Genomic DNA, 25,202 nt, shown 5'->3' with positions numbered 1-25,202 from the left:
TTTTCTCATGTAAATATCCCTTTTATTCCTGAGCAATGGATTCCACAGCCTCGCCATCAGCTTCACTTCCTGCGAGAGAGGCTTTTTGTTTTTGCCCGGTTAAGAGAACACTGCTGGTAAATGCAGTAAATGGCGCTACCAGCACCAGACCAATGCTTCCGATAAAGGTATCAAGAATTTCTGCGGATACATATTTGTAATTCAATATATTATAGATTGGTGTACCTTGAGCCATAAATACCATTAACAGTGCAATATAACCTCCGGAATATGCAAGCAGGAGAGTGGTGGTCATGGTTCCCATGGCAGCACGTCCGACATTCATACCGGAGAGAAAAGCTTCTTTCCATTTCATTTCAGGTTTCTTAGAAATTACTTCTGTAATAGCCGAAGTAATATCAACAGCCAGGTCCATAACAGCACCGGAAGAGCCGATAAATATACTTGCCATAAATATTTTGGTAAGGTTCAGCCCTTCATATCCACTGTAAAGCAGACTTTCTGAATTTGGCATGATAGCACCATGTATCTTGTAACTTGTAGTAAACAGCATTCCAAGAATACAGGTTACGAGGATTCCAAGAGATGCACCGGAAATGGCAGCAAGGGCCTTTCGGTTGAAGCCAAATACAAGAGAAAGAATCAATACCGTAAGAAAAACAGTGATAAGAAGTCCGAAGTAAATCGGATTATGGCCGTTTAAATAAAAGGGGACTAAGACCTTCCAGATCATCAGGATGCTTGTAGCAAAGGAAATTAAGGCTCTAAAACCTGTTCCTCCTGCTACAACAATTAGCAAAATTGCAAATATTGCTGCCAGGAATACCTCCTTGCCTATACGGTAGTGATCGATAAGATTTACTGAGAGGATTTCGGAATCATTATAATTAATCACCACCAGAACTTTATCTCCGGGGGAGAAAATCTTATCGGTCTCCAGGGAGCCATTTAAGAGATTAAAACCTTCCACCTGCTGCCCTTTAAATTTTCCGCCTAATAATTCTACCACACAGGTCTGTTCACCGGAACGAATTAGTCCGGTATCGATGATATTTTTATTATCAACAGATATTACTCTTGCCGAGCTGCGGTCAGTGCCCTGATAAATAATAGCACCCTCGTAACCGGTAGGCAGTAGAATAAGGAATACCAAAACAATAATAGATATGAGTACCGGCAGATGGTAGGATAAGTTGTTATGGAAGTTACTTATGTATAACTTAAATTTATTATTAAAAGGCCTCATGGGAATTCCTTCCTCAATTCATAATTATATTATTTACTTAGGTTTAAAAAAATATTTGAATAATCTATCATGGATCTAATACCTGAATCTGAAAATCCATGTTCATGGAATCTGTATAAGTTGAAGTTCTTGAGTGCAAAATTCAAGAAAATAATAGCTTTAATTAAAAGCATGGTGAGATCAACTTAAGATATTATGTCTTGGAATAAGTCAATTTTGCTAAGACATAAGTGCATTTAGATAATTTACCAGATAACTTACAAGATTTATCGATTTACAAAGAAATGGATTACTGCTTGCAGGCATATCCTGCATATGGCATTTAAATGCGATTAACAATAAGTTTAACAGTAATCAGCAGTAATCCATTTCCTTTTTAAATGGCAGATGATATCTTATTGGAACAGGTATTATTTCACCTTCAGGAGACTTTCAAGATTAAAATAAATCTGTGTATTATCATAGTAGCCAGAGAAAAGATCCGCACCCTGACCTTGTGCAAATACACCTACAGGAAGCCCTGTATGGGCATAGGAGGAAAAATTAATACCGGATTTGTTATTCAGTATATGGGTAATTGTAACAGTCAGGGGCTCATAGGAGCCATAAAGGAGATATTCCTCGCTGTTTTCTGCACGTTTACCGCTTATGGTTTTTATATAAGCATCTTTTAATTTCTCATAATCGTAAGAGGTGAGTACCAGATCAGGATTGGTTTTGGCGCTGGAATCTTTGTCCGTTATAAGGCCAAAGTTCTTTTTGATATCCTGAAGAACTGTTTCAAAAGCAGTTCCGTTTTCTTTGTATTTCTTCACATAATCGGTATCAAATTTGGCATAGGAGAGTTTCTGATTGGACAGGTTGTCAAGGAAAGTATCATAATCTGTTCCTGCATAACCAATTGTCAGACCTCCGGTCTCATGATCTCCGGTTACGATGATTAAAGTATCATTTGGGTATTTTTTATAGAAAGCAATAGCTTCTGATACTGCATCATCAAGTGCAACGGTATCTGCTATAGTAGAACCGGCATCATTTGCATGACAGGCCCAGTCAATCTTACCGCCTTCCACCATCATAAAAAATCCTTTTTCGTTATAAAGGACATCAATGCCTTTCTTAACGTAGTCCTTTAACTTCCATTCACTGGATTTGGCATCGTTTGCATAGGAAAGTGAATTGCTGTCCGCCAGTGTCTCACCGATAATTATCGTCTTTCCATCGGAAGCTTTTACATTTACTGCCTCCTTTTGGGTTGTTACCACCTTGTAGCCTTTATCTTTTGCTACCTGATAAAGGCTGGTCTGAGGAGCATTCTTATTGTCTCCGTCAGGATTGATTAAAGCACCGCCTGCGAAATATTCAAAGCCACTGTTAACCATTTCAAGACCGATGGCATAATAGTTATTTCTGGAGGCCTGATGAGCATAGTAAGCAGCAGGAGTTGCATGATTTAAGTTAACGGAGGAGATGATACCAACCTTATAGCCTAACTGCTCTTTCACTTTTTCGGAGATAGTCTCATAAGATATTTTTTTGTTTTCGTCCATATTAATGGTTCCGCTGTAGGTCTTATGACCTGTTGAAAGTGAGGTGGCAGTAGAAGCGGAGTCGGGACAAAAAGAGGTGGAATCATAGGTAACAGCTGAACCTGCTACAGGGAATTTCATAAAATTCAGATATTTGTTACCGGTAAGGACTTTGGAATCCTTTTGCTGGTTAATGGCACCGAGGTAATCACTTGCTGCCTGAATCTGGGGATAGCTCATACCATCACCGATAAACATAAATACATACTTGGGGGCTTTAAGATTGGTTGCCTGTGTTTCTTTCTTGCTTCCGGCAGCAGTACTTTTTGCACTGTTAAAATCATTGGTGAATGCAAAGGATAAGAGAAGGACACCTGCCAGGGCACAGGCAGATATTCTCTTAAAGGTTTTATTCATCATACTTTCTTACTCCTTCTGGGCTTTCATAAGACCCATTTCCTATTTTTTAAAGTAACAGAACAAATCCTGTCCTAACATTAGCCTGCATGCATTTCCGGAGCCAATCTAAGAAGAACTGTTAATTCATAAATAACATAAGCAAACAAAAAAAACAATACACCATGGTAATATTTAACATTATGTTTACAGAGAGATTAAAATTTAACAATATCTGCATATAACCCCTTATCAATATAAAAACCTTTGATTAGTAATACAGAATACCTGGGAGTAATGTGAGCTTCTTTTTTTATCTAACTCTTATTACATGCCACAGCTGCCTGCCGTGTGGTATACCCAAGAAACAGAGTATGAAATAAGCTTTATGATAATCCGAACTAATCTTCAAATCTGTATATCCTCAAATAAAAAACTCCTTTGAAAATCTGTTGTGACAGCATACAGATAATCAAAGGAGGAAGTTCAATTAGAGATCAGCTTTATTAAATTTTAAGAATAAATGTCATAACTCAAAATAAGAAAATATTATCAGGTCTTCAGATTGGTAGTTTCCCGAAGGACTAAATCTGCTGAAAAGACTGTTCTGCCGGCAACATTTTCATTATTAAAGATACGCATTAAAGTCAGAACAGTTTGGATACATATAGTCTCTAACTTATTGTCAATAGAGGTCAGCTCCGGTTCACAGCATTTTGCAAGTTTGGAATTGTTATGTCCTACGATGGAAATATTTTTGGGAATAGCTAATTTCGTGGCTTTAGCAAATTTGACCGCCCCGATTGCAATTTCATCATCAGCAGCTATAATTCCGTTAAAGTGCCGGCCGCATTTATAGAGAGAAATAAGATAATTCTTAATATCAGTCACATCTCCGGAGCATTCATAAACCCGGTTCTGGTTTTCTATTTTGTTCTCTTGAATCGCCTGAAGAAATCCGTCTTTTTTCTGGATACCGCTGAAGGACATTAATCGGTATAAGAAAATAGGGTCTGAATAACCGCTCTTAATTAATTTATCTGTAATATCATAAACCGCCTGATGCTCATCGCACAGGATACAGAATATATTGGGAGCCTTCAGATAACCGTTGATCAGCATTACAGGTACCTGGTTGGCTGCTTCCAGAATATAATTATTGTCAGCAGCATTTTTTTCTACAAAATTTGATCCTACTAAAATAAGTGCATCTACCTTCTTTGATAAGAGCAGTTTCAGGCAATTTTCTTTGTCCTTTGGCTCATAGCCTGTACAGCACAAAATGGAGTTATAGCCATTATTTTTCAATTCCCGCTCTAAATAAAATACTGCATTGGCAAGATAGATATCAGATGAATCGGCACATAGGATACCGATGGTATTCATAGAGTTAAGCCCCAGACCCCTTGCATAAGCGTTCGGCATATAACCGCTTTCTTCTATTATGGATAACACTTTATTTCTGGTTTTTGTACTGACACTGGGACTGTTATTTAATACCCGGGATACAGTTGCGATGGAAACACCTGCTTTTTTTGAGATATCATATATATTCATGCCATACCCCTTTTCCTTTTTCAATCATTCGTTCTTAACTGATTGTAAGAACTTACATAGGTTTGATTATACAGATATTCTTAAAATATGGCAAGTAACAATTTTTTTCTGCTGCCGAGTTATGAATTATTACTTGACAAACAGATGTGTGAACGATAAAGTAATAATGTAAGCGCTTACATATGCAATAATTTATTTGAAACAAGGTGCTAATATCCCCACATGACAGCGTGTTGTTATATCCATTAGGAGATTTACTGAACACTGGCTGGCAGAAAAGAAAAAGATAAACGAGGTAGAGAGATGGTATTATTGGATGACAGTATTTCAAAGGCCAAAGACAGACCTGTAAAGGTCGTTCAGTTTGGCGAAGGTAATTTTTTGCGTGCATTTGTGGATTATATGATTGACGTTGCCAATGAAAAGGAGCTGTTTTATGGCAGCATAGTTATACTCAAGGCTATCGAATACGGAAACCTTGACATGTTCCATGAGCAGAAATACCAGTATACACTAACGCTGCGGGGTAAGCAGGAGGGTAAGGAGGTTAATGAAAGCCGAATTATCACCTCTGTAAAAGATGCAGTCAGCGTGTATGATGAGTATGAGAAATTTATCGGGCTTGCCAGAATAGAAACACTTAGATTTGTGGTATCGAATACCACTGAGGCAGGAATTGCTTTTGATGAAAAGGATTCTTTTGATGCACTGCCGCCTAAAACCTATCCGGCTAAATTGACGAAGTTCTTATTTGAAAGATACAAAGCTTTCTCAGGTGACAGGGAGAAAGGCTTAATTATTCTGCCTGTTGAGCTAATTGATGATAATGGTATCTTATTAAAAGAATATGTATTAAAATATGCCAGGATCTGGAGTCTGGAGGAGGACTTTATAACATGGCTTTTAGAAGCTTGTGTATTTTGCAGTACGCTGGTAGATCGGATTGTTACCGGTTATCCTAAAGATGAAGCAGAAGCTATCTGGGAGAAGCTTGGTTATCGGGATAATCTTCTTGTGACAGCAGAACCTTTTGGTTTATGGGTAATTGAAAGCGAAAAAGATATCAGTAAAGAACTGCCACTTGATAAGGCTGGACTCCCGGTTATTTTTACGGATAATCAAAAACCTTATAAACAGAGAAAGGTACGTATCTTAAATGGTGCCCATACCTCTTTTGTCCTGGCTTCTTATCTGGCTGGCAATGATTATGTATTAGAATCCATGAAAGATGAAGCAATACGTAACTTCATGCAGAAGGTAATCTATGAGGAGGTTATTCCTACACTGTCATTGCCCGAAGAGGAACTTAAAACATTTGCGGATTCGGTAATTGAGAGGTTTGAGAATCCACACATTAAGCATGCATTACTGTCAATATCCCTTAATTCCGTATCCAAGTGGAGAGCCCGCTGTCTGCCCAGTTTACTGGGATATTTTGAAAAATATAAATCCCTGCCTGAGCATCTGGTATTTTCCATAGCAGCTTTATTATCTTTCTATAGCAGTAGTGAATGGAAGGACGGCAGTTTAGTTGGAAGAAGAAATGGAGAAGGATATATTATTCAGGATGATAAGGAGGTGCTGGAGTTCTTTGCAGAGAATTCTGCCAAGGCCTCAAATGAATTGGTAAAATTGTACTTAAGCAACGCAGCCTTCCATGGACAGGATTTATCCCTTATACCTGCCCTAAGTGATAAAGTAACGGAATATCTGGAAAGCATGAAACAGAAGGGGATGAGAAAGAGCCTGGAAATCCTGGGATGATTCCTGATAATAAGTTGACTTTATAGTAGTACACGAGAATTAACCAGAATATTTAGCTTGTATTAAGTTGATTAATATCATGAAATAAGCTATAGAATTACGAAGAAACAATTTAATTGAAGACAGGATACAAAACATAATATAATGCAATAACAAATATTATCAAGTTAAAAATAACGAAATGATGCAATCAGATAAGACCAGATCATATATAACATAACAATCATTATAAAGCGAAATCAAATGAAAACAGCTGTCATCAAAGAAATTCTTGAATCGACCCCATATGTTAGACAAAAGTTTAACTTCAGGGGTCACATCAACTTTGATAACAGCTGTTTTAAGCATTTTAGTGCAACTCACTTGCCTAATCAATATTAGTAAGATTAGAACTGAAAGTATTTCTTCGCATTGTAATAGGAGATATCTTCAACAATTCCAGCTAACTGAGGCAGATCATTGGGATATTCTCCTTTTTCCACCCACTGGCCGATAAGGTCGCTAAGAATCCTGCGGAAGTACTCGTGTCTGGGGTAGGAGAGAAAACTTCTGGAATCAGTAAGCATTCCAACAAAAGCAGAGAGCAGTCCACTATTGGCCAGAGTAACCATCTGATCGGTCATACCGGTTTTATGATCATTAAACCACCAGGCAGAACCATGCTGGAGCTTACCTCGTACACTGCCATCCTGGAAACATCCAAGGACTGTTACGATAGCAGCGTTATCGTTGGGATTTAAAGAATAAACAATGGTTTTTGGCAGTTCATCTGTTTCATGAAGTGCATTTAGGTAATCAGCTAATTGAGAAGAAAAGCTAATATTATTAATACAGTCATAACCGGTATCAGGACCCAGAGAACGAAAGCTTCTTTTGTTGTTGTCTCTCTTGGTACCATAATGCAGCTGCATAACCCAGCCTGCTTCCTTGTAAGCCTTACCTACAAATACCATGAAAGCAGTTTTATACTGAAGGATTTCCTGCTCTGTTAAGGTATTACTGCTTAACTTTTTCTGAAAAATCTCTTCGATTTTCTCAGCTTCTGCAGGTATGTACATAACATATTCCAGTGCATGGTCGGAGATACAGCATCCCAAGGAGGTAAAGAAATCAATTCGGTTCTTTAGGGCGTCCTTCAGGGCTGCAAAGCTGTTGATTGAAATATTGCTAACGTCAGCAAGCTTTTGCAGATAGTCTGTAAAGTCAGGCTTTTCAATGTTTAAAGCTTTGTCCGGGCGAAAAGCAGGTAGCACTTTTATGGAAAAGGAGGAATCTTCTTTAATCTGTTTATGCCACTCCAGAGAATCAATGGGATCATCCGTCGTACATATGGTTTCTACATTGGACAGCTTCATCAGATTCCTTGCGCTAAATTCAGGGGAAGCCAGTTTTTCATTGCACAGATTCCATACTTCCTCTGCCGTGGATTCATTTAAAGCTCCGTAATAACCAAAGAATCTCTGGAGTTCCAGATGGCTCCAGTGGTATACAGGATTTCCGATAGCTCTTTGCAATGTCTTTGCCCAGCTTAAGAATTTATCGTAATCCGGTGCATCTCCGGTAATGTATGCTTCGTCTATTCCGTTTGCTCGCATAAGGCGCCATTTATAATGGTCTCCACCCAGCCATACCTGTGTAATGTTCCCGAACTGTTTATCTTCGGCAATTTCCTTTGGACTGATATGGCAGTGGTAATCGATAATAGGAAGCTTGGCCGCATACTGGTGATATAAGATTTTAGCGGTTTCTGTGGTTAAAAGAAAATCCTGATCCATAAATTTTTGCATGTTTATCCTCCTGCTTTGTTGTTTTAATTTCTACTTGTAAGTGCTTACATTTTAAATAAAACTTAAGAATTATTATAACATAGTTAAAAGTCAGGTGCAAGGGATGAATCGTTAAAATACCTAATTGACTTTATATTAATCCTGTATTAAACTAAATGTAAGAGCTTACATATAGTTATATTACAGAGGTTATGGATATGGGAGTAAAATCAGGAGTAACAATCCTAATAACTGGATGAAATGGAACAAAGAAGTAACGAAATTTTATTTATTACGAAATGTAACGGGATATAAAAGATCGGAGCAGGAAGCAGATTCCAGAAAAGAGGAGCTTTATGAAGGAATATATCAAAATTAATGAACAGGATAATGTGGTAGTTGCATTAAGAGATTTTAAAGAAGGGGACAGAATACAAGCTGGCACGATTGATCTCATAGTGAAAGAGGCCATTCCCTCCGGCCATAAAATCGCCCTTCAGTTTATTACAGAAGGAGAGAAGGTTATAAAATACGGTAATCCAATTGGTCTTGCCAAAGCAGATATTGAAGCAGGAACCTGGGTTCACACTCACAATATCAAGACCGGGCTTGGTGAATTCTGCTCCTACGTATACGAAAAAGACTATAAAGAATTAGAAAGCACCGAAGATGCCTATTTTAGAGGGTACCGAAGAAAAGATGGCAAGGTGGGTATTCGAAATGAAATATGGATTATTCCTACGGTAGGCTGTGTTAATAAGATAGCGGCGCTGCTGGAGAGAAAGGGTAATTCAATGTTGTCGGACAATGTGGAAAAGGTCTGTGCTTTCGAGCATCCCTATGGTTGTTCCCAGATGGGTGAGGACCAGGAAAACACGAAGAAAATATTGGCAGGACTTGTGAATCATCCCAATGCAGGAGGCGTTCTGGTGCTTGGGCTGGGTTGTGAGAACAGCGGTGTAGAACAGTTAAAGGAACACATCGGCAAATACGACGAGAACAGGGTGAAATTTCTTATCTGCCAGGAGGAAGAAGATGAAGTTGAGGCAGCGCTTAAACTGCTGAGTGGTCTGATAGAATATGCTTCCACTTTTGCAAGAGAAGAAATCCATGTAAAAGAGCTTATTATCGGACTGAAATGCGGAGGCAGCGACGGTTTTTCCGGTATTACTGCAAATCCGTTAGTGGGAGCCTTTTCGGATATTCTGATTTCAAAAGGCGGCACGACTATCTTAACAGAGGTCCCTGAGATGTTTGGAGCAGAGACTCTTCTGATGAGCCGTTGCAGAGAAGAAGGAACCTTTGATAAAACAGTTGCCATGATCAATGGTTTTAAAGATTATTATACTTCACATAATCAGACAATTTATGAAAATCCTTCTCCTGGAAATAAACAAGGCGGTATTTCAACTTTGGAAGACAAATCCCTGGGGTGTACGCAAAAATCGGGCAATGCACCAGTTTCTGATGTACTTCCTTACGGCTCGCCAGTTAAGAGTAAAGGCTTGAACCTTTTAACCGCACCCGGAAATGACCTGGTTGCCGCAACAGCCCTTGCTGCCTCAGGGGCCCATATTGTACTGTTTACCACCGGCAGGGGCACACCATTTGCATGTCCTGTACCAACAGTGAAAATATCCAGTAACTCAAAGCTTTATGAAAGAAAGAGCAATTGGATCGATTTTAATGCAGGGGTGTTACTGGAAGATGGTAAAATGGACAATATAGCCCAGAATTTATTCAGCTTTGTCCTTGACACTGCCTCCGGAAAAACGGTAAAATCTGAAATTGAAGGTTTCCACGATATGGCTGTGTGGAAGGATGGCGTAACTCTCTAAAATAGAGGAGATATTTTATATTTTTCCCAGATGAGTTTCAAACATCTCCATGAATGAGAACCTGAATCTGACTGTAAAACAGGCTAAATTACACTGGTACAGGATGGAACATTTTACCAGGCGCTGAATTGATATTAAAGTGCTGCTCTGTACCAGGTATGAATAAACCAATATAAAGGAGAATTAAAATGGCAAAAATTATTACTATGGGTGAAATCATGCTTCGTTTATCTACTCCAGGATTTCAGAAGTTTATCCAATCAGACAGTTTTGATGTTAATTATGGTGGAGGAGAAGCAAATGTAGCGGTTTCTCTTGCTAACTATGGACATAAGGCTTATTTTGTATCAAAAGTACCTAACAATCCCATTGGTGAGTGTGCAGTAGCAGCTTTAAGAAAATATAATGTTAACTGTGACCATGTTGCCAAAGGCGGTGAAAGACTAGGTATCTACTACCTTGAGACCGGTGCTTCCATGCGTGCTTCCAATGTAGTATATGACAGAGCGCATTCCTCCATTGCGGAAGCACAGGAGAAAGATTTCGATTTCGATGCTATTTTTGAAGGTGCTGACTGGTTCCATTTTACAGGTATCACACCCGCTGTCAGCGATAAAGCAGCAGAACTTACAGAGCTTGCCTTAAAAGCAGCGAAAGCTAAGGGCATCACTGTATCCGTAGACTTAAACTTCAGAAAGAAACTATGGTCTTCTGAAAAAGCTCAGAAAGTTATGTCAAATCTAATGCAGTACGTTGATGTATGCATCGGTAATGAAGAGGATGCAGAGAAAGTTCTGGGCTTTAAGCCAAGCGGTACCAATGTAACAAGCGGTGAACTGGAGCTGGCTGGTTATGAAGATATCTTTAAACAGATGATAGATAAATTTGGTTTCAAATATGTTATCAGCTCTTTAAGAGAGAGTTATTCAGCTTCTGATAACGGCTGGTCTGCCTGCATCTATGATGGAAAAGAGTTTTATCACAGCAAAAAGTATGAGGTACGTATCGTTGACCGTGTAGGCGGCGGTGATTCCTTTGCAGCCGGACTTATCTGCGGATTGGTGGAAGGAAAAGATATGAAGGCTTCTCTGGAATTCGCAGTTGCTGCTTCAGCGTTAAAGCACACTATCCCAGGAGACTTCAACCTGGTATCCAGAAGTGATGTAGAGGCCTTAGTGGGAGGAGATGCTTCCGGCAGAGTGCAGAGGTAATAGCACAAATCAAAGGTGGATGTGTGCCTGCGGGCTTAAGTCTGCAGGCTGTGAGAAAGGCATGGTATTAAATATGAAATTAGGTATTCGTGCCCATGATATGGAGCGAGCGCCGTTAGAGACTCTTGTGGCGAATATTAAAAATAAAGGGCTGACCTGTACCCAGTTGGCTTTAAGCAAAGTTATCGACACCTTTAATGTGGAAGCTGCTGCTCTCACACCGGGAATGGCATTTCATATCAGGGATATATTTGCAAAAAATCAGGTAGACATAGCAGTACTGGGCTGTTATCTTAACATGACGGATCCGGATGCGGCTTCTAGAGAGAAGATACATGATATCTATAAAGCACATATACGTTTTGCCAGACATTTAGGCTGTGGGATGGTAGGAACCGAAACCGGTGCAGTGAATTCTGCTTATGCTTTTGAGGAAGCCAATCACTCCAAAGAGGCACTTGACTGGTTAATAGAGAATGTTAAGAGAATTGTTGATTATGCGGAACGCATGGGTGTAATCTTTAGTATTGAACCCGTATATACCCACATTATGAGCAGCCTTGACAGAACTTATCAGGTACTTCAGGCGGTGAATTCACCAAATCTGCAGGTGATATTTGATCCGGTGAATATTCTGCATGCAGGTAACTACAAAGAACAGGATGATATTATCAAAGGTGCTTTTGAGTTGTTTGGAAAGAATATTGCTGCCATTCATGTTAAGGATTTTAAAATGGTGGGAGATACCTTCAAGCCCCTTCCCAGTGGTCAGGGGGATTTCAACTATGAGTTGTTATTCAAGCTGATCAAAGAGAAAAAGCCTTATATTCATATCCTAATGGAGGATACGACACCGGATAATGTATTTCAGGCTATTGGTTATCTAAAGAACATTTATTATGCAGATTAAGAATATTTAAGTTGATTAGGTGCTTTCAATTTTTACAAAAAGCTATTAAGATAATTATTAATTTATAGCTCTGTCAGATAATATTATTGTTATAAGAATATAAACGAAGGAGGGATAATTTTCCTCCTTAAGTTTGCTGTTGATATGTTGTGAATTAAGATGTCATACAGGATAATATACCAAATGACTAATAGAGCATATCAATAAATTTTCACGGTATGTAATTTTATCTTCTATCTCAATAATCCTTTTTTTTATCTTGCTATTCTATAAGCTCCTAATTGGTTAATAATCCAATCTGAAGGTTCCTATTCTTTTCGTACTGCTTTAAGATTTCCATTGCTATAGAAATTATGGTTTGAATATATATACATTCTGCTATAGGATATGGGTTAATTTTCCTGATGAATCAGAGCTTTTAATTTCCTGATTATTTACAAATTTCAACTAGTAGAAAAAAACGAAAGATAGTGTTAAAATAAGAAAATTTAAAAATAAATCTTGATTATTATTACTATAACTATTATGATATTGGGGTAGCTGTTTATTGGAATTTCTAATTCCTATTATTTATAAATCAAAATGTATAAACTCAACATCAGAAGAATCAGGGAGGGTTAAAACTCTTCCTGTAAATAAGCAGTTTCATAAGATCTGAAGCCGGAAACTGCAGCATAAAGGAGACGATAGAATGATAAAGCTTTTCGAAAAAGGTGCCTACGTCCTTAACGGCACAGAGGTATTTGATGAAAGAGAAGTAACAAGTGATTTACTGACAGCCAAAACCGGAGAAGTCTGTACGAAAGAAGAAGCAGCAAAACATACTCTGGCATATTCTATTTTAAAGGAACATAATACTTCCGGCAATATGGAGAAGTTAAAAATAAAATTTGATAAACTTACCTCACATGATATCACTTTTGTAGGAATCATACAGACTGCCAGAGCCAGCGGTTTAGAAAAGTTCCCGGTTCCTTATGTGCTTACCAACTGTCATAACAGTTTATGTGCGGTAGGTGGTACCATTAACGAAGATGACCACATGTTTGGACTTTCCTGTGCCAAGAAATACGGTGGAATCTATGTACCTCCTCATCAGGCAGTTATCCATCAATTTGCAAGAGAGATGCTTGCAGGCGGCGGTAAGATGATCTTAGGCTCTGACAGCCATACACGTTACGGTGCTCTGGGAACCATGGCAGTAGGAGAAGGCGGACCTGAGCTGGTAAAGCAGCTTTTAAACAGAACTTATGATATTAATATGCCTGGGGTTGTGGGTGTTTATCTAACCGGAGAGCCCAGAAAAGGTGTAGGTCCTCAGGATGTTGCCCTTGCAATTATCGGTGCAGTGTTTGAAAAAGGTTATGTTAACAATAAGATAATGGAATTTTTCGGAGATGGCGTAGGAAAATTATCTGTGGATTTCAGAATCGGAATCGATGTAATGACAACAGAAACTACCTGTTTATCCTCCGTCTGGACCACTGATTCTAAGGTAAAAGAATTCTATGAGATACATAACAGACCGGAAGATTACAAAGAACTTACTCTTGACAAAACCGTATATTATGATGGTCTGATCTATGTGGATTTGTCTGAGATAAAACCTATGATTGCAATGCCTTTTCATCCAAGTAATGTTTATACCATTGATGAACTGAATGAAAATCTGTATGATGTATTGTCAGAAGCAGAGAAGAAAGCAGCCATCAGCCTTGACAACAGCAATATTACATATAGTTTAAAGGAGAAAATAAGAAATAACAGACTTTATGTGGATCAGGGTGTTATTGCCGGATGTGCCGGCGGCGGCTTTGAGAATATCTGTGATGCAACGGATATCTTAAGAGGAAAATACATCGGTGCCGATGAGTTCTCCTTAAGTGTTTATCCTGCCAGCCAGCCTGTGTATATGGAACTTGTGAAGAACGGTTCCGTAGCCAGCTTGATGGAAACCGGTGCAACCATCAGAACAGCCTTCTGCGGTCCCTGTTTTGGTGCGGGAGATGTTCCTTCCAACAACAGCTTCAGTATCAGACATACAACCAGAAACTTCCCTAACAGAGAAGGCTCAAAGATCACCAGCGGTCAGATTGCTTCTGTAGCACTGATGGATGCCAGATCGATCGCTGCTACTGCAGCTAATAAAGGCTACCTGACTTCAGCAGAAAATATTGATACAGAATTCCTTAAGCCCAAATATTACTTTGACAGTAAGATTTATGATAACCGTGTCTATGATGGTACCAATAACCCGATTCCTGAAACAGACATCAAATTTGGTCCAGGAATCGTGGATTGGCCTGCCATGTCAGGGCTTACAGCGCATCTGGTATTAAAGGTTGTATCTGTAATTAAGGACCCTGTAACTACAACAGATGAACTTATTCCCTCCGGAGAGACTTCTTCCTATCGTTCTAATCCGTTAGGACTTGCTGAATTCACCCTTTCAAGAAAAGACCCGGCTTATGTGGGGCGTGCCAAAGAAATTCAGTTAGCAGAGAAAGCCAGAATTAAAGGAGAAAGCATCTTTGAAGCTTGTAAAGAATTAAAACCTATATACGAAGCAATTGAAAAAGTATTTAATATAGATCCTTTGCAGACGGAAATCGGCAGTGTAATTTACGCGGTTAAACCGGGAGACGGATCAGCCAGAGAACAGGCAGCAAGCTGTCAGAAGGTTCTTGGAGGCCTTGCAAACATCGCAAAAGAATACGCCACGAAGAGATACCGTTCAAATCTGATTAATTGGGGGATGCTTCCGTTTCTGTTACAGGAGGGAGAACTGCCCTTTGAAAATGGAGATTATCTGTTTATCAAAGATATAAAGAAAGCCATAGCACATAAGACTGCTGAAATAAAAGCCTATGTAGTAGGAAAAGGCATGAAAGAATTCACTCTAAGACTGGGAGAATTAACCGATGACGAAAGAGAGATAATTGAAAAAGGCTGTCTGATTAACTATTACAGAAGCGAAAATAATCGCTAATAGCAAATAATTGTACAGGAATAATTGAACCGGAAAAAACAGAGGCTCGTTTAGGAGATGTTTTTTCCGGTTTTTTTATTTTATTAATTTCTAAACATATCGACAATATATGAATGAAGTGCTATACTGCAAAAAAAACATGAAAGGAGGACCCCAAGCATGGATAATATTTTCAGTATGACTTGTAATTTGCAAAGGCGCAGCATAGTGCTACCTGTAAATTATTATACCATGATTGAAAACAGGATTCTTTCCTTATATAAGGGTTCTTCGTATTGCTTCTGTAGACAGGCTGTGGTAAAATATGAGATTGAATACCCATACTAGGAAATGTATAATCAGGAGTGAGTTTATGAATAAAATAATTGACGGTAAGATGATATCTGAGCAAATCAAAAATGAAGTAAAAGAAGAGACTGCAAGGTTAAAAGAGCAGGGAGTAACAGTTACCCTGGCGGTTGTTCAGGTGGGCAGTGACCCTGCCTCCGGTGTGTATGTTAAAAATAAAAAGAAAGCCTGTGAATATGTAGGCTTCGAATCACTTTCCTATGAATTAAAGGAAGATACCACCCAGGAAGAACTCCTTGCTTTAATTGGGGAACTGAATGAAAAGAAGGAAGTAAACGGAATTCTTGTTCAGCTTCCGTTACCTGAGCATATAAATGAGGATGTTATTATAAAGGCTATAACACCTGCAAAGGATGTAGATGGTTTTCATCCTGAAAATGTAGGATATTTAAGCACCGGACAGAAGGGCTTCGTATCCTGTACACCGGCTGGTGTAATTGAACTGCTGAAACGCTCCGGAATTTCTATTAGCGGGAAAGAGTGTGTGATAATTGGCAGGAGCAATATTGTAGGCAAACCCATGGCAGCTCTTTTGCTAAGGGAGGATGCAACCGTTACCATATGCCATTCAAGGACTCAGGATTTGAAGGCGGTAACAAAACGCGCGGATATTCTGGTGGCAGCACTTGGAAAACCTAAATTTATAACAAAAGATTATGTGAAGGAAGGCGCTGTTATAATAGATGTAGGTATTCACAGAGGTGCAGATAATAAGCTTTGTGGAGACGTTGACTTTGAAGATGTAATAGACCATATCAGTGCTATAACACCTGTTCCCGGAGGAGTTGGCCCCATGACTATTGCCATGCTGATGAGAAACTGTTTGGAGAGTGCAAAAAATAAGGTTCCACTGATATCATAAAAAGTGAAGAAGAAAGGTTGAACAATTATGACAGGCAGTAACCATATTATAAAGGACGGAACCAGTTATATGGTTCTGAAATATGAAGACAGTCCCTATGTGCCAGCAGATTTCTGTATTTATCCGGTATGGGAAAAGGATAAGAACTTTCAATACAGCGGAAATCTTGAGATAAAGGAGTACCAGTTGTATCTAAAGGATTTATCCGTCTTTTGTGACCGTAAATTCCCGGAAATCGGGGATATTAAACCCACAATCAGTGAGATAAGTTATGGTATTACCCATGCAAGTTACGAGGGAATCCATATACCGCTTAAATTCACCGGTGGTTTAATTGCCGGAAATGGACTAATAAAAGAATATGATACGGGCATGATTTGTTCAGGACGTTATTATGAACCAATGCATTGCTATCAGACAGTGGTAGAGCTGATCTTTCAGGACGGAAGACTGGTAACGGAAATAGATCATAGCAAAGCTATGGCAAGGATCAGAAAGAATCTGGATCTGGGACTGCGGTCTCTTGAAAAAGAAAGAGATGTAAAATGTATCAGGCATTTCATAAAAACTTCTTTTATAGGAGATTATGAACATCCGGGAAAACATAAGAAAATGAAACTTATTAATATCAATAACTATATTAAGAAACTCAAAAAAGTAACAGAATAATAAGGCATATTAAAAAGGTGTGTTCAAAAGCGGTATTTGCTTTTCGGACACACCTGTTTCGAAAGGGTGAAATATCACGTTAAATAATAATTTAAAATCTCATTATCTTACAATACTTGAGAAAGAAGATAAGGTTACTGCCAAAGAACTGAAAGAATTTTTAGCACTTTATGAAAAAGAGTCACAAGGCAGAATTATCTTTAGCCCAAACCACTTACTTGAGCTCTATTTATATCAATATTATATTGGCAGTGAAGGTTTTGAAATAACTGATATGAAAATGCATGTTTTATATCGGCTAATGGCGGATAAATACAGTAAAAAGGACAGGGTTCAGGAAGCAATTGAATTCTTTGAAAAATCACTGGCTGTTAATCCTTTGGAAATAGAGACCCGAAGCGGGTTAGCGAAAGTATACCGCAGAACCGGTAAGTGGGATTTGCTGTATAAAACAGCAGAGGAGTTGTATCCCTTTTGCTATACCACCAGTGATTTAAGCAGATATTATCGGATTCTCGGTGAGTATTATCTTGAAACCTACAAACCGGAAGTTTCAGTGGCAGCTTATACCTATAGTAATTTTTTCAACCAAACTGAAACTGCCGATAAAGAGATTCGGTTCCTGGAAAAAGCAATGAATAAGAAATTTGCATTTAATAATATACAAGACCTGCAGAATATTCTAATGAAAGAGGGTATCCCCTTGGGCGGAAAAAATGAAACCCTTGGTATCTTGTATAAGACAGGCATGCTGGAACTGGAAAAGAACAATACAGAATACGCCTGTTATCTTTTACTGTTTCTGTACCAGCTTACAAAGGATGAAGAAACAGGTGAAATATTAAAGAATTTCAACTTGGTTTAATCGAAAGCTCTAATAGCTGAAGAGCTGACTGTTGGATTATTAATGGTGAAAAGTCTGTTAATGAGCTAAGACTGACCTCACCTATATTTAATATAGGCAGAATGTTATTGATCAAAAGTAAAGAGGCATAAGCATGGGGGGTATTCTGATCCTCTGATTTCTGCCTGTTAAATTTAAGTAATAATTCTGCTGGAGCCGGATGATGAATTAGTTCGGTTAGCTTAGCCCGGTATTCAAGTTCCCAGCCGCTAAGCTCCGGGAAATCCCTGTAGTCTTTAAGGTGCCTTGCTTCATGTTTCAGGAAGCTCACCTGGAATGCAGGAGCATTTATATCAAATACACCGTTTGGAGGTACAATATAATAAAGCCCCTCGGGTTTGGCATATCCACCGGTGTGATATTTTCCGAAGGTAGCGAAATGAAGCCAGCTAAGCATAAGAAAATCTGAAAGAAAGAACACGTTAACATTTTCCCTGCCATCGCTTAAGTCAACTTCAAAGACCTCCTTTTCTGTATTTTTCCAGATATAAGGCCCCCAATAGGGAAGTGTTTGTCCCCCTAAGTAGTGATAACCCCTTTCCTCAAACAAAGGTGCAAGCAGATTTTCTATATTCTCCATATCGACCCCTTCATCTAAGGAAAGAATTTGAATTAAGGTGTCAGTCAAATATTTTTCAGCTTCCAGAAGAGGTGTACTGGTTAATACCTGGCGGTAGTACTCACAATAGCCGTTTAATATCTCTTCTAATAACAAGTCCTGTGTTTGAAAGTCATAACGTTGTTTTCCCCAGCAGAACCTTTTGTAATATTGCTCCCTTAATTCGCTTTCATCGGTAGCTGTATCCGGTTCCTGGTCTAAATAAGCTATAGCCTGTAAGACCTTACCCTGAATACAAAGGGTATAAAAATAATCATAATCCATAATTTTACCAATTCATCACCAAAGACCGCAGTGCTGATTAATAATAAGTGATGCTTATTTCAGGTACTGAATCAATATTTGGCAGTGACCCTTTCATTATTCTTAAATTATACAGCTATGTATGAATAGCCAGCTGCATATTCATATGATAAAGTAATAATTATGTAAATACTATCAAGCCGTCGTTGAATTAATCAAGCAGTAGTTGAAGAACAGCAGTATGTATAGATAATTAGTAATAAATGATAGAAATAAAAATGCGGACTCCGAAGAATCCGCATTATGACTTAAATTATTATTCTGTTATTTCATCTACAGTATTGTAGCTGGAACCGGCGCTGTAGGAGAAGCTAATGGAATCTTCAACATTATATTTAATAATTTGAGGGAATTTAGAAACATTAACATCAAAGATCTCATCATTTCCCTGGAGCAGTATATAATAGTGGGAATTTCCGTCTATAACCACATCGGAAATTTTACTGATATAACCGCTTATAGTAAGCTGAGCTCCGGTGTCTTCCGTAATGATATTGTCATCTTTTAATTTTGCCAGATATAACTTTTCACATTCCTTGATGGTTTCTGCAGTGGCAACGATCTGATACCTGGAGATATTAACCATAGCATAACTCTTAACAAGTCCGGCGGCATCTTTTAATGCAATAAAATAAGTGGGTTCCCCGCCAATATTTAAAAGAAGAGGAAAAGTAGCCGTATAACCAAGGTGCTGTACCTGACCCTCAGCAGAGGCCATAGCGGAGTATTCTTCCGCACCGGGAATAGGATAATATCTTGTCTCTGCTGTTCGCTGATTCATTAGGACAAAACCTACGTTGGATTCATCACCGCCTACTGAAGTAATACCGGTATATACCCAGACATCATCCTCCAGTGCCAGATAATTATAACCTTCCGTAGTTTTTAAGGAATCCTTCTGGCTGAAGACTGAGTTAAAATAACCATGTTTTAAGGTGCCGTAATAATTATACTGACTGATTAACAATTCAGCGGAATAAACACGGTCAACCCATTGGGGGACTTCGGAAACTTTATAATTGGTAAGATCACCTGTAACAGCATTTACAAGTATAACCCTGCCAACGGTTTCACCGCCGAACAAACCAATGGTATAATCCTTAACCGGGCATACCCAGTAAGGAACTCCTGCTTCATCGATTTCAAAATTATAGGAAGAAAACACATAAGTTGGATAATGGAATCTTAAATAACGGGGTAAATATCTGCCGAAGTGATCGGACATGGAGTATTTTATTCCTTCGGAAAGCTTAATAAGCTCCACATTTTCTGTTGCCATATCGATACGCATATAAGCAGGAATACCTTCACCTCTGTTTGTAAGCCATTTAATGGTATTACCGTATTCTAAAGGAGTAACACGGGTTGGCGCACCCTGATAGTTGATCTGGGTATAATTGTCTGCCACCTCAAACTGTGATACATATTCTGTTATGCTGCCCATCTTTCTGGAGCCTAAAAGACTTGCAGAATCTTTGTCCAGTACAGGGATCTCTGAATAAGAGATTTCTTCTATATCAGTCTTAAAGTCTCCTTCGTTAACCGTTAAAAGCTTCTGATATTTACCGGAGTTAATAATAGGAGAGGAAAGCAATGAGCCGGCAATATAAAATATAACTACGATTAATGTAATTCCGACGGATATCTTAACGGGCATTCCGGCAATCAAATCTTGAACTGAATTAACACTTCGGCTTTTGTTGGTGGCAAAACCAACGATGACAGTTAAGAGGATCAGCGCTGTTATCACAAATATCCAAAAACCATGAGAATGGATGTTTACAGCTGGAAGTGTTGCATAATAATAACAAAATACCAGAACAAAGAAGGATAATAATCCTATAATAATATTTCTTGTTTTTTTCATATTTCATAACCTTTCGTTTGATTTCTTCTATCTTAACAAATAAAGGATAAAAGTCAATTATAATCAGATTAAAATTTGCAAAAGATTAAATAAAAATAAAAAATGTTTCCTTTTCAGCAAAAAGCTGTTAAAATGTCAAAGGTAACATTTTAGTATACGAATATTTGGAGGTATGAATGAATATATTTTTTGTTTCGCTGGGTTGCGATAAGAATCTGGTGGACAGTGAGATAATGCTTGGAATAATTAAAGAATATGGTTTTACCATAACCGATGAGGAAGATAAAGCGGATATTATTATTGTAAATACCTGCTGCTTTATCAATGATGCAAAAGAAGAAAGTATTAATACTATCCTTGAAATGGGGCAGTATAAGAAAACAGGAATATTAAAGGGTCTTATTGTTACCGGATGTCTTGCACAGCGCTATAAAGAAGATATCTTAAATGAGATACCTGAAGTGGATGCGGTAGTCGGAACAAAGAGATATGAAGAAATAGCAACTGTTATTGAAGATGTATTAAATGGAAGCAAGTCCGTCAAAGTGGAAGAAACTGCCACAGAAAATATACAGACAGAAAAGCATAAACGTATTAATACTACTGGTGGTTACTTCTCCTATTTAAAGATCGCAGAGGGCTGCAATAAATACTGTACCTATTGTATCATTCCAAAAATCAGAGGCAATTATCAGAGCAGGCCAATGGAAGAAGTACTTGAAGAAGCAAAGGACCTGGCGGATAACGGGGTTAAAGAATTGATTCTGGTTGCCCAGGAAACAACACTTTACGGAAAAGACCTTTTCGGTGAAAAGAAACTTCCGGAGCTTTTAAGAGAACTATGTAAGATTGAAGGAATTGAATGGATTCGAATCCTTTACTGCTATCCTGAAGAAATCACCAAAGAACTGATAGAAGTAATCAAGACCGAAAAGAAAATCTGTCATTACCTTGATATGCCTATTCAGCATGCCAGTGATAATGTGTTAAAGAAAATGGGTAGAAAAACCAGTAAAGCAGAACTGATTCAGAAGGTAGCGGAACTTAGAAAAGAAATTCCCGATATTGCCCTTAGAACTACCTTGATAACAGGTTTTCCGGGAGAGACGGAAGAAGACCATGAAGAGCTGAAAAGCTTTGTGGAGGAAATGGGCTTTGACAGACTGGGGGTATTTACTTATTCAAAAGAAGAGGATACGCCTGCTGCTAAAATGCCCTCCCAGATAAAAAAAGCAGTAAAAGTAAAACGCCAGAAAGAAATTATGGCTTTACAGCAGAAAATTGCTTTTGAGAAAGCAGAGGAAAAAGTAGGTAACAGATTAAAAGTGCTTATTGAAGGTAAACTCCCGGAGGAAGCCATTGAGGAATATGGAATGGAAGCCGGGAACGTCTATATTGGAAGAACCTATATGGATGCTCCTAATGTGGATGGATATATTTTTGTACCTACAAGAGCAGAAATCATGTCGGGTGAAATCATTGAAGCTGTAGTTACCGATGCGAAAGGATATGATTTAATAGGAGAACTGGTTAACTAGTCAGCGCCTCACAGGCGGAAAGAACCGACGTTTATCAGAAATCAGAAAACAATTTCTGATAAACTAATTATACGAAGATCCGTATGTCAAAAGGGATACTCAGAAAAGAGGTTAGGCTGGAAAAAGAAAAGACTTTTTTCAACTACGGATTCAGGATAATAAAATCAAAAATTTAATAATAACGAAAGGAGTTAATATGAATCTGCCGAATAAAATAACAATAGCAAGGGCATGCATGATTCCTGTATTTTTGATTTTCTTTTTAGTACCAGGTATACCTGGCGGTAAAAATGTTGCAGGTGTAATTTTTATTATTGCATCCTTATCCGATGCACTTGATGGTTATCTTGCAAGAAAGCATAACCTGGTTACCAACTTTGGTAAGTTCGCAGACCCTCTTGCAGATAAACTCTTAGTCTGTGCTGCGCTTATCTGTTTTGTTGAGCTTAAGCTTGTACCGGCCTGGATTATAGTTGTAATTATTTCAAGAGAATTTATTATCAGTGGTTTCCGTCTGGTGGCATCTGATAATGGTGTAGTCATTGCTGCAAGTAACATTGCAAAATTTAAGACAACAGCTCAAATGATTATGGCGGTTTTACTGATATTCCATTTTGATAATCCCATCTTACTCGCTCTGGAACAGGTATTTATCTATCTGTCTCTTATATTGACCGTGGTATCTTTACTGGATTATCTGTACAAGAATAGAAAAGTTCTCACGGAACAAAAGTAGAAACATGATGCAGATGTGAATGAAAGTATATTAGAAAGGTTGCCACGATGTGAATCCTTCATGCTTTTCATTGTTGGCAGTATCGCAGACAAAGCTGCGGTATACAATGGGTATAAAATATGACAGTAGAACTAATCAGTGTAGGAACGGAAATACTTCTTGGAAACATTGTTAATACCAATGCAAGCTATCTGGCAGAAAGATGTGCTGCGCTGGGTTTGTCAAACTATTACCAAGTATCTGTCGGAGACAATGAGGACAGACTTACCCAGGTATTGTCACAGGCATTAAATAGAAGTGATGTGGTAATCTTAACAGGTGGTTTAGGTCCCACAGAAGATGATCTGACAAAGGAAGTAACTGCTAAAGTGTTAGAGAAAGAACTTTCTGTAGATTCTTTGGCGAAGGAAAGAATTGAAGAGTATTTTAAAGGCAGGGACAGGAAGGACATACCTGAAAACAACTGGAAACAGGCGGAAATAATAGAAGGCTCCCTTGTCTTGTACAATAATAATGGTACTGCACCTGGTCTGATTGTAAAAACAGAAGAAGGGAAGTCGGTTGTGTTGCTGCCTGGACCTCCGGGAGAATTGATTCCAATGTTTGAAGAGGCTGTCTTTCCTTATCTGAAAAGTCTTTCCCGGAATGTGCTATATTCTGAAATGGTTAAGGTCTGCGGTATTGGTGAGAGCAAAGCAGAACTTATGGTCAAGGATTTAATTACCGTTCAAACCAACCCAACCATTGCCACCTATGCCAAAAACGGTGAGGTTCATCTTCGTGTAACAGCACTTGCAGCTTCAGAAGATGAAGGGAAAATGTTAACGGCACCTCTGGTGGAAGAACTTAAGAAACGCTTCGGAGCTACTATCTATACAACAGAAGAGAAAGTATCCTTAGAAGAAGCAGTAATTAAGCTTCTGATAAAACACAAGCTGACCCTTGCCACCGCTGAGTCCTGTTCCGGTGGACTACTCTCCGGAAAGCTGGTGAATGTTTCAGGTGCTTCTGCAGTGTTTGAAGAAGGCTTTGTCACTTATTCTAACAAGGCAAAAATGAAATATCTGGGTGTTTCTGAAGAGACCCTGAAAGCTTTTGGTGCTGTCAGCAAAGAAACAGCAGCTGAGATGGCGCAAGGTGCCGGTAGAGCAGCAGAGAGTACTGCAGCATTGTCTGTGACTGGTATTGCCGGCCCTGATGGGGGAACTGAACTTAAACCTGTTGGTCTTGTGTATATTGGATGTTATCTTAATGGTAAAACTGAAGTCAGAGAGTACCATTTCAGAGGAAATCGCCAAAAGGTCAGAGAGTACACTGTTATCAGTGCTCTGGATTTCCTGCGGATGAGTATACTAAAAGAATATGAAAATAGTAATATATAGTAATTTACAATAAGTGGCGAATAAAGGAAAACAGTACAAAAAAACAGATAATTCTATTGCTTTAAAGATCATTGCTTAACAAATAACAAGGTTTTAACATAAAAATGACATACTTGGCCCATATATTATAAATGGAGTGAGTATAAATGCTATGCCTATGTTTGGTAATTCAGTAGGAGTGATTAGAATGAAAAATACTGCAGGGAAGCTTACTGTAATCCTGGTTTTATTTCTGATGGTTGTAACAACAGCGTGTACCAAAAGGGAAGATACAAAGGAGGATATAAAACCTTCTGTCAATACCATATTAACTCCCGAAGCAGGTACGGACCCAGAGACTAAAATTGGCGTTGCACCGGCTGCAACAAAAGAAATTCCTATTTATACGATTAATGAAAGCACGCAGGAAGTGGAGGCTGCAACAGCTGCTATAAACGAAGACACGGAAATTACACCGGAGCTTATAGTAGACCAGGTTATTGACTCCCTGGCTGAACGTTTAATCGATGTAGGAGTTGAAAGTGTAACAACTGAGAAGGATACTGTTATCGTTAGTTTTACAGGAGATACACCACCTGTTAGTAATGTAGATTTATCCGTTGAGACAACCATACTGGATTCTATTGCCCAGAGCCTGGTAGACAACCTGCCGGAATACCCTAAGGTAATATTCCGGGTTGCAGGAGAACCTTATCAATCCGCAAATCTGTCATATGATCTTAATGGTGTTTACCTGGACGGAAATAAATCAAAATAATAATTATCAGG

Annotated in this window: 18 protein-coding genes; 12 read left to right on the top strand and 6 right to left on the bottom strand. The window is 38.6% G+C overall.

The window, feature by feature from the left end:
• Positions 1–22 precede the first annotated feature (22 nt).
• The 3 genes from BR73_RS0116525 to BR73_RS0116515 all read right to left on the bottom strand — a co-directional run bounded on the left by BR73_RS0116525 (position 23) and on the right by BR73_RS0116515 (position 4,728).
• Positions 23–1,246 (bottom strand): YibE/F family protein, encoded by a 1,224-nt coding sequence (locus BR73_RS0116525; protein ID WP_051685258.1) that lies wholly within the window; start codon positions 1,244–1,246, stop codon positions 23–25.
• A 410-nt stretch (positions 1,247–1,656) separates the two neighbouring features.
• Positions 1,657–3,195 (bottom strand): alkaline phosphatase, encoded by a 1,539-nt coding sequence (locus BR73_RS0116520; RefSeq protein ID WP_156034745.1) that lies wholly within the window; start codon positions 3,193–3,195, stop codon positions 1,657–1,659.
• 528 nt (positions 3,196–3,723) lie between these two features.
• Entirely contained in the window at positions 3,724–4,728 is a 1,005-nt protein-coding gene (locus BR73_RS0116515; protein ID WP_033166439.1) for a LacI family DNA-binding transcriptional regulator, read from the bottom strand.
• Positions 4,729–5,031: 303 nt separating this feature from the next.
• On the opposite strand from BR73_RS0116515, the gene BR73_RS0116510 reads away from it, so the two are divergent.
• On the top strand, positions 5,032–6,492 hold the full coding sequence (locus BR73_RS0116510; RefSeq protein WP_033166438.1) for a tagaturonate reductase: 1,461 nt from the start codon (positions 5,032–5,034) through the stop codon (positions 6,490–6,492).
• Positions 6,493–6,878: 386 nt separating this feature from the next.
• Here the strand turns inward: BR73_RS0116510 and uxaC are convergent, their stop codons facing one another.
• A complete protein-coding gene (gene uxaC, locus BR73_RS0116505; protein WP_033166437.1) occupies positions 6,879–8,279 on the bottom strand; it encodes a glucuronate isomerase in 1,401 nt (466 codons plus the stop codon).
• Positions 8,280–8,614: 335 nt separating this feature from the next.
• Here uxaC and BR73_RS0116500 point away from each other — a divergent pair, with 335 nt between their 5' ends.
• The 7 genes from BR73_RS0116500 (at position 8,615) to BR73_RS0116470 (ending at position 17,950) form a co-directional block, all read left to right on the top strand.
• Positions 8,615–10,096, top strand: coding sequence for an altronate dehydratase family protein (locus tag BR73_RS0116500; RefSeq protein ID WP_033166436.1), 1,482 nt, complete (start codon positions 8,615–8,617; stop codon positions 10,094–10,096).
• Between the two features lie 188 nt (positions 10,097–10,284).
• Positions 10,285–11,307 (top strand): sugar kinase, encoded by a 1,023-nt coding sequence (locus BR73_RS0116495; RefSeq protein WP_033166435.1) that lies wholly within the window; start codon positions 10,285–10,287, stop codon positions 11,305–11,307.
• On the top strand, positions 11,282–12,217 hold the full coding sequence (locus BR73_RS0116490) for a sugar phosphate isomerase/epimerase family protein (protein ID WP_242860691.1): 936 nt from the start codon (positions 11,282–11,284) through the stop codon (positions 12,215–12,217). Before BR73_RS0116495 ends, BR73_RS0116490 begins: the two co-directional genes overlap by 26 nt.
• 691 nt (positions 12,218–12,908) lie before the next feature.
• The gene (locus BR73_RS0116485) at positions 12,909–15,206 is read left to right on the top strand and encodes a hydratase (RefSeq protein ID WP_033166434.1); all 2,298 of its coding nucleotides are present in this window, start codon (positions 12,909–12,911) and stop codon (positions 15,204–15,206) included.
• Positions 15,207–15,558: 352 nt separating this feature from the next.
• Entirely contained in the window at positions 15,559–16,416 is an 858-nt protein-coding gene (folD, locus tag BR73_RS0116480) for a bifunctional methylenetetrahydrofolate dehydrogenase/methenyltetrahydrofolate cyclohydrolase FolD (RefSeq protein ID WP_033166433.1), read from the top strand.
• A 27-nt stretch (positions 16,417–16,443) separates the two neighbouring features.
• Complete coding sequence (locus BR73_RS0116475; protein ID WP_033166432.1) at positions 16,444–17,085, top strand: hypothetical protein; 642 nt, start codon at positions 16,444–16,446, stop codon at positions 17,083–17,085.
• A gap of 274 nt (positions 17,086–17,359) precedes the next feature.
• Positions 17,360–17,950 (top strand): tetratricopeptide repeat protein, encoded by a 591-nt coding sequence (locus tag BR73_RS0116470; protein WP_033166431.1) that lies wholly within the window; start codon positions 17,360–17,362, stop codon positions 17,948–17,950.
• Here the strand turns inward: BR73_RS0116470 and BR73_RS0116465 are convergent.
• A complete protein-coding gene (locus BR73_RS0116465; protein ID WP_033166430.1) occupies positions 17,937–18,872 on the bottom strand; it encodes a hypothetical protein in 936 nt (311 codons plus the stop codon). The two genes, BR73_RS0116470 and BR73_RS0116465, sit on opposite strands and share 14 nt — an antisense overlap.
• Positions 18,873–19,167: 295 nt before the next feature.
• Positions 19,168–20,778, bottom strand: coding sequence for a hypothetical protein (locus BR73_RS0116460; RefSeq protein WP_033166429.1), 1,611 nt, complete (start codon positions 20,776–20,778; stop codon positions 19,168–19,170).
• A gap of 176 nt (positions 20,779–20,954) precedes the next feature.
• Here BR73_RS0116460 and rimO point away from each other — a divergent pair, with 176 nt between their 5' ends.
• The 4 genes from rimO (at position 20,955) to BR73_RS0116440 (ending at position 25,191) form a co-directional block, all read left to right on the top strand.
• Complete coding sequence (gene rimO, locus BR73_RS0116455) at positions 20,955–22,316, top strand: 30S ribosomal protein S12 methylthiotransferase RimO (RefSeq protein WP_033166428.1); 1,362 nt, start codon at positions 20,955–20,957, stop codon at positions 22,314–22,316.
• A 196-nt stretch (positions 22,317–22,512) separates the two neighbouring features.
• Positions 22,513–23,052 carry a CDP-diacylglycerol--glycerol-3-phosphate 3-phosphatidyltransferase gene (pgsA, locus tag BR73_RS0116450; RefSeq protein ID WP_033166427.1) on the top strand — a complete coding sequence of 180 codons (540 nt, stop codon included), beginning with the start codon at positions 22,513–22,515 and terminating at the stop codon, positions 23,050–23,052.
• Positions 23,053–23,171: 119 nt separating this feature from the next.
• A complete protein-coding gene (locus BR73_RS0116445; protein ID WP_033166426.1) occupies positions 23,172–24,434 on the top strand; it encodes a competence/damage-inducible protein A in 1,263 nt (420 codons plus the stop codon).
• Between the two features lie 187 nt (positions 24,435–24,621).
• On the top strand, positions 24,622–25,191 hold the full coding sequence (locus BR73_RS0116440; RefSeq protein ID WP_033166425.1) for a GerMN domain-containing protein: 570 nt from the start codon (positions 24,622–24,624) through the stop codon (positions 25,189–25,191).
• The last annotated feature ends 11 nt before the right edge of the window (positions 25,192–25,202 follow it).

Source organism: Clostridium sp. KNHs205 (genome assembly GCF_000702945.1).
In the GTDB taxonomy this organism is placed as follows: Bacteria; Bacillota; Clostridia; order Lachnospirales; family Lachnospiraceae; genus Anaerocolumna.
This window is presented reverse-complemented; position numbering and strand designations above follow the sequence as displayed.

Excerpts from the sequence above, each read along its gene's own strand:
- BR73_RS0116515 (WP_033166439.1), bottom strand. The coding sequence starts at position 4,728 with ATGAATATATATGATATCTCAAAAAAAGCAGGTGTTTCCATCGCAACT.
- BR73_RS0116485 (WP_033166434.1), top strand. The coding sequence starts at position 12,909 with ATGATAAAGCTTTTCGAAAAAGGTGCCTACGTCCTTAACGGCACAGAG.
- folD (WP_033166433.1), top strand. The coding sequence starts at position 15,559 with ATGAATAAAATAATTGACGGTAAGATGATATCTGAGCAAATCAAAAAT.
- BR73_RS0116470 (WP_033166431.1), top strand. The coding sequence starts at position 17,360 with ATGAAAATGCATGTTTTATATCGGCTAATGGCGGATAAATACAGTAAA.
- BR73_RS0116460 (WP_033166429.1), bottom strand. The coding sequence starts at position 20,778 with ATGAAAAAAACAAGAAATATTATTATAGGATTATTATCCTTCTTTGTT.
- BR73_RS0116490 (WP_242860691.1), top strand. The coding sequence starts at position 11,282 with ATGCTTCCGGCAGAGTGCAGAGGTAATAGCACAAATCAAAGGTGGATG.
- BR73_RS0116500 (WP_033166436.1), top strand. The coding sequence starts at position 8,615 with ATGAAGGAATATATCAAAATTAATGAACAGGATAATGTGGTAGTTGCA.
- BR73_RS0116510 (WP_033166438.1), top strand. The coding sequence starts at position 5,032 with ATGGTATTATTGGATGACAGTATTTCAAAGGCCAAAGACAGACCTGTA.
- BR73_RS0116440 (WP_033166425.1), top strand. The coding sequence starts at position 24,622 with ATGAAAAATACTGCAGGGAAGCTTACTGTAATCCTGGTTTTATTTCTG.
- BR73_RS0116445 (WP_033166426.1), top strand. The coding sequence starts at position 23,172 with ATGACAGTAGAACTAATCAGTGTAGGAACGGAAATACTTCTTGGAAAC.
- BR73_RS0116475 (WP_033166432.1), top strand. The coding sequence starts at position 16,444 with ATGACAGGCAGTAACCATATTATAAAGGACGGAACCAGTTATATGGTT.
- pgsA (WP_033166427.1), top strand. The coding sequence starts at position 22,513 with ATGAATCTGCCGAATAAAATAACAATAGCAAGGGCATGCATGATTCCT.
- BR73_RS0116465 (WP_033166430.1), bottom strand. The coding sequence starts at position 18,872 with ATGGATTATGATTATTTTTATACCCTTTGTATTCAGGGTAAGGTCTTA.
- BR73_RS0116495 (WP_033166435.1), top strand. The coding sequence starts at position 10,285 with ATGGCAAAAATTATTACTATGGGTGAAATCATGCTTCGTTTATCTACT.
- BR73_RS0116520 (WP_156034745.1), bottom strand. The coding sequence starts at position 3,195 with ATGATGAATAAAACCTTTAAGAGAATATCTGCCTGTGCCCTGGCAGGT.
- uxaC (WP_033166437.1), bottom strand. The coding sequence starts at position 8,279 with ATGCAAAAATTTATGGATCAGGATTTTCTTTTAACCACAGAAACCGCT.
- BR73_RS0116525 (WP_051685258.1), bottom strand. The coding sequence starts at position 1,246 with ATGAGGCCTTTTAATAATAAATTTAAGTTATACATAAGTAACTTCCAT.
- rimO (WP_033166428.1), top strand. The coding sequence starts at position 20,955 with ATGAATATATTTTTTGTTTCGCTGGGTTGCGATAAGAATCTGGTGGAC.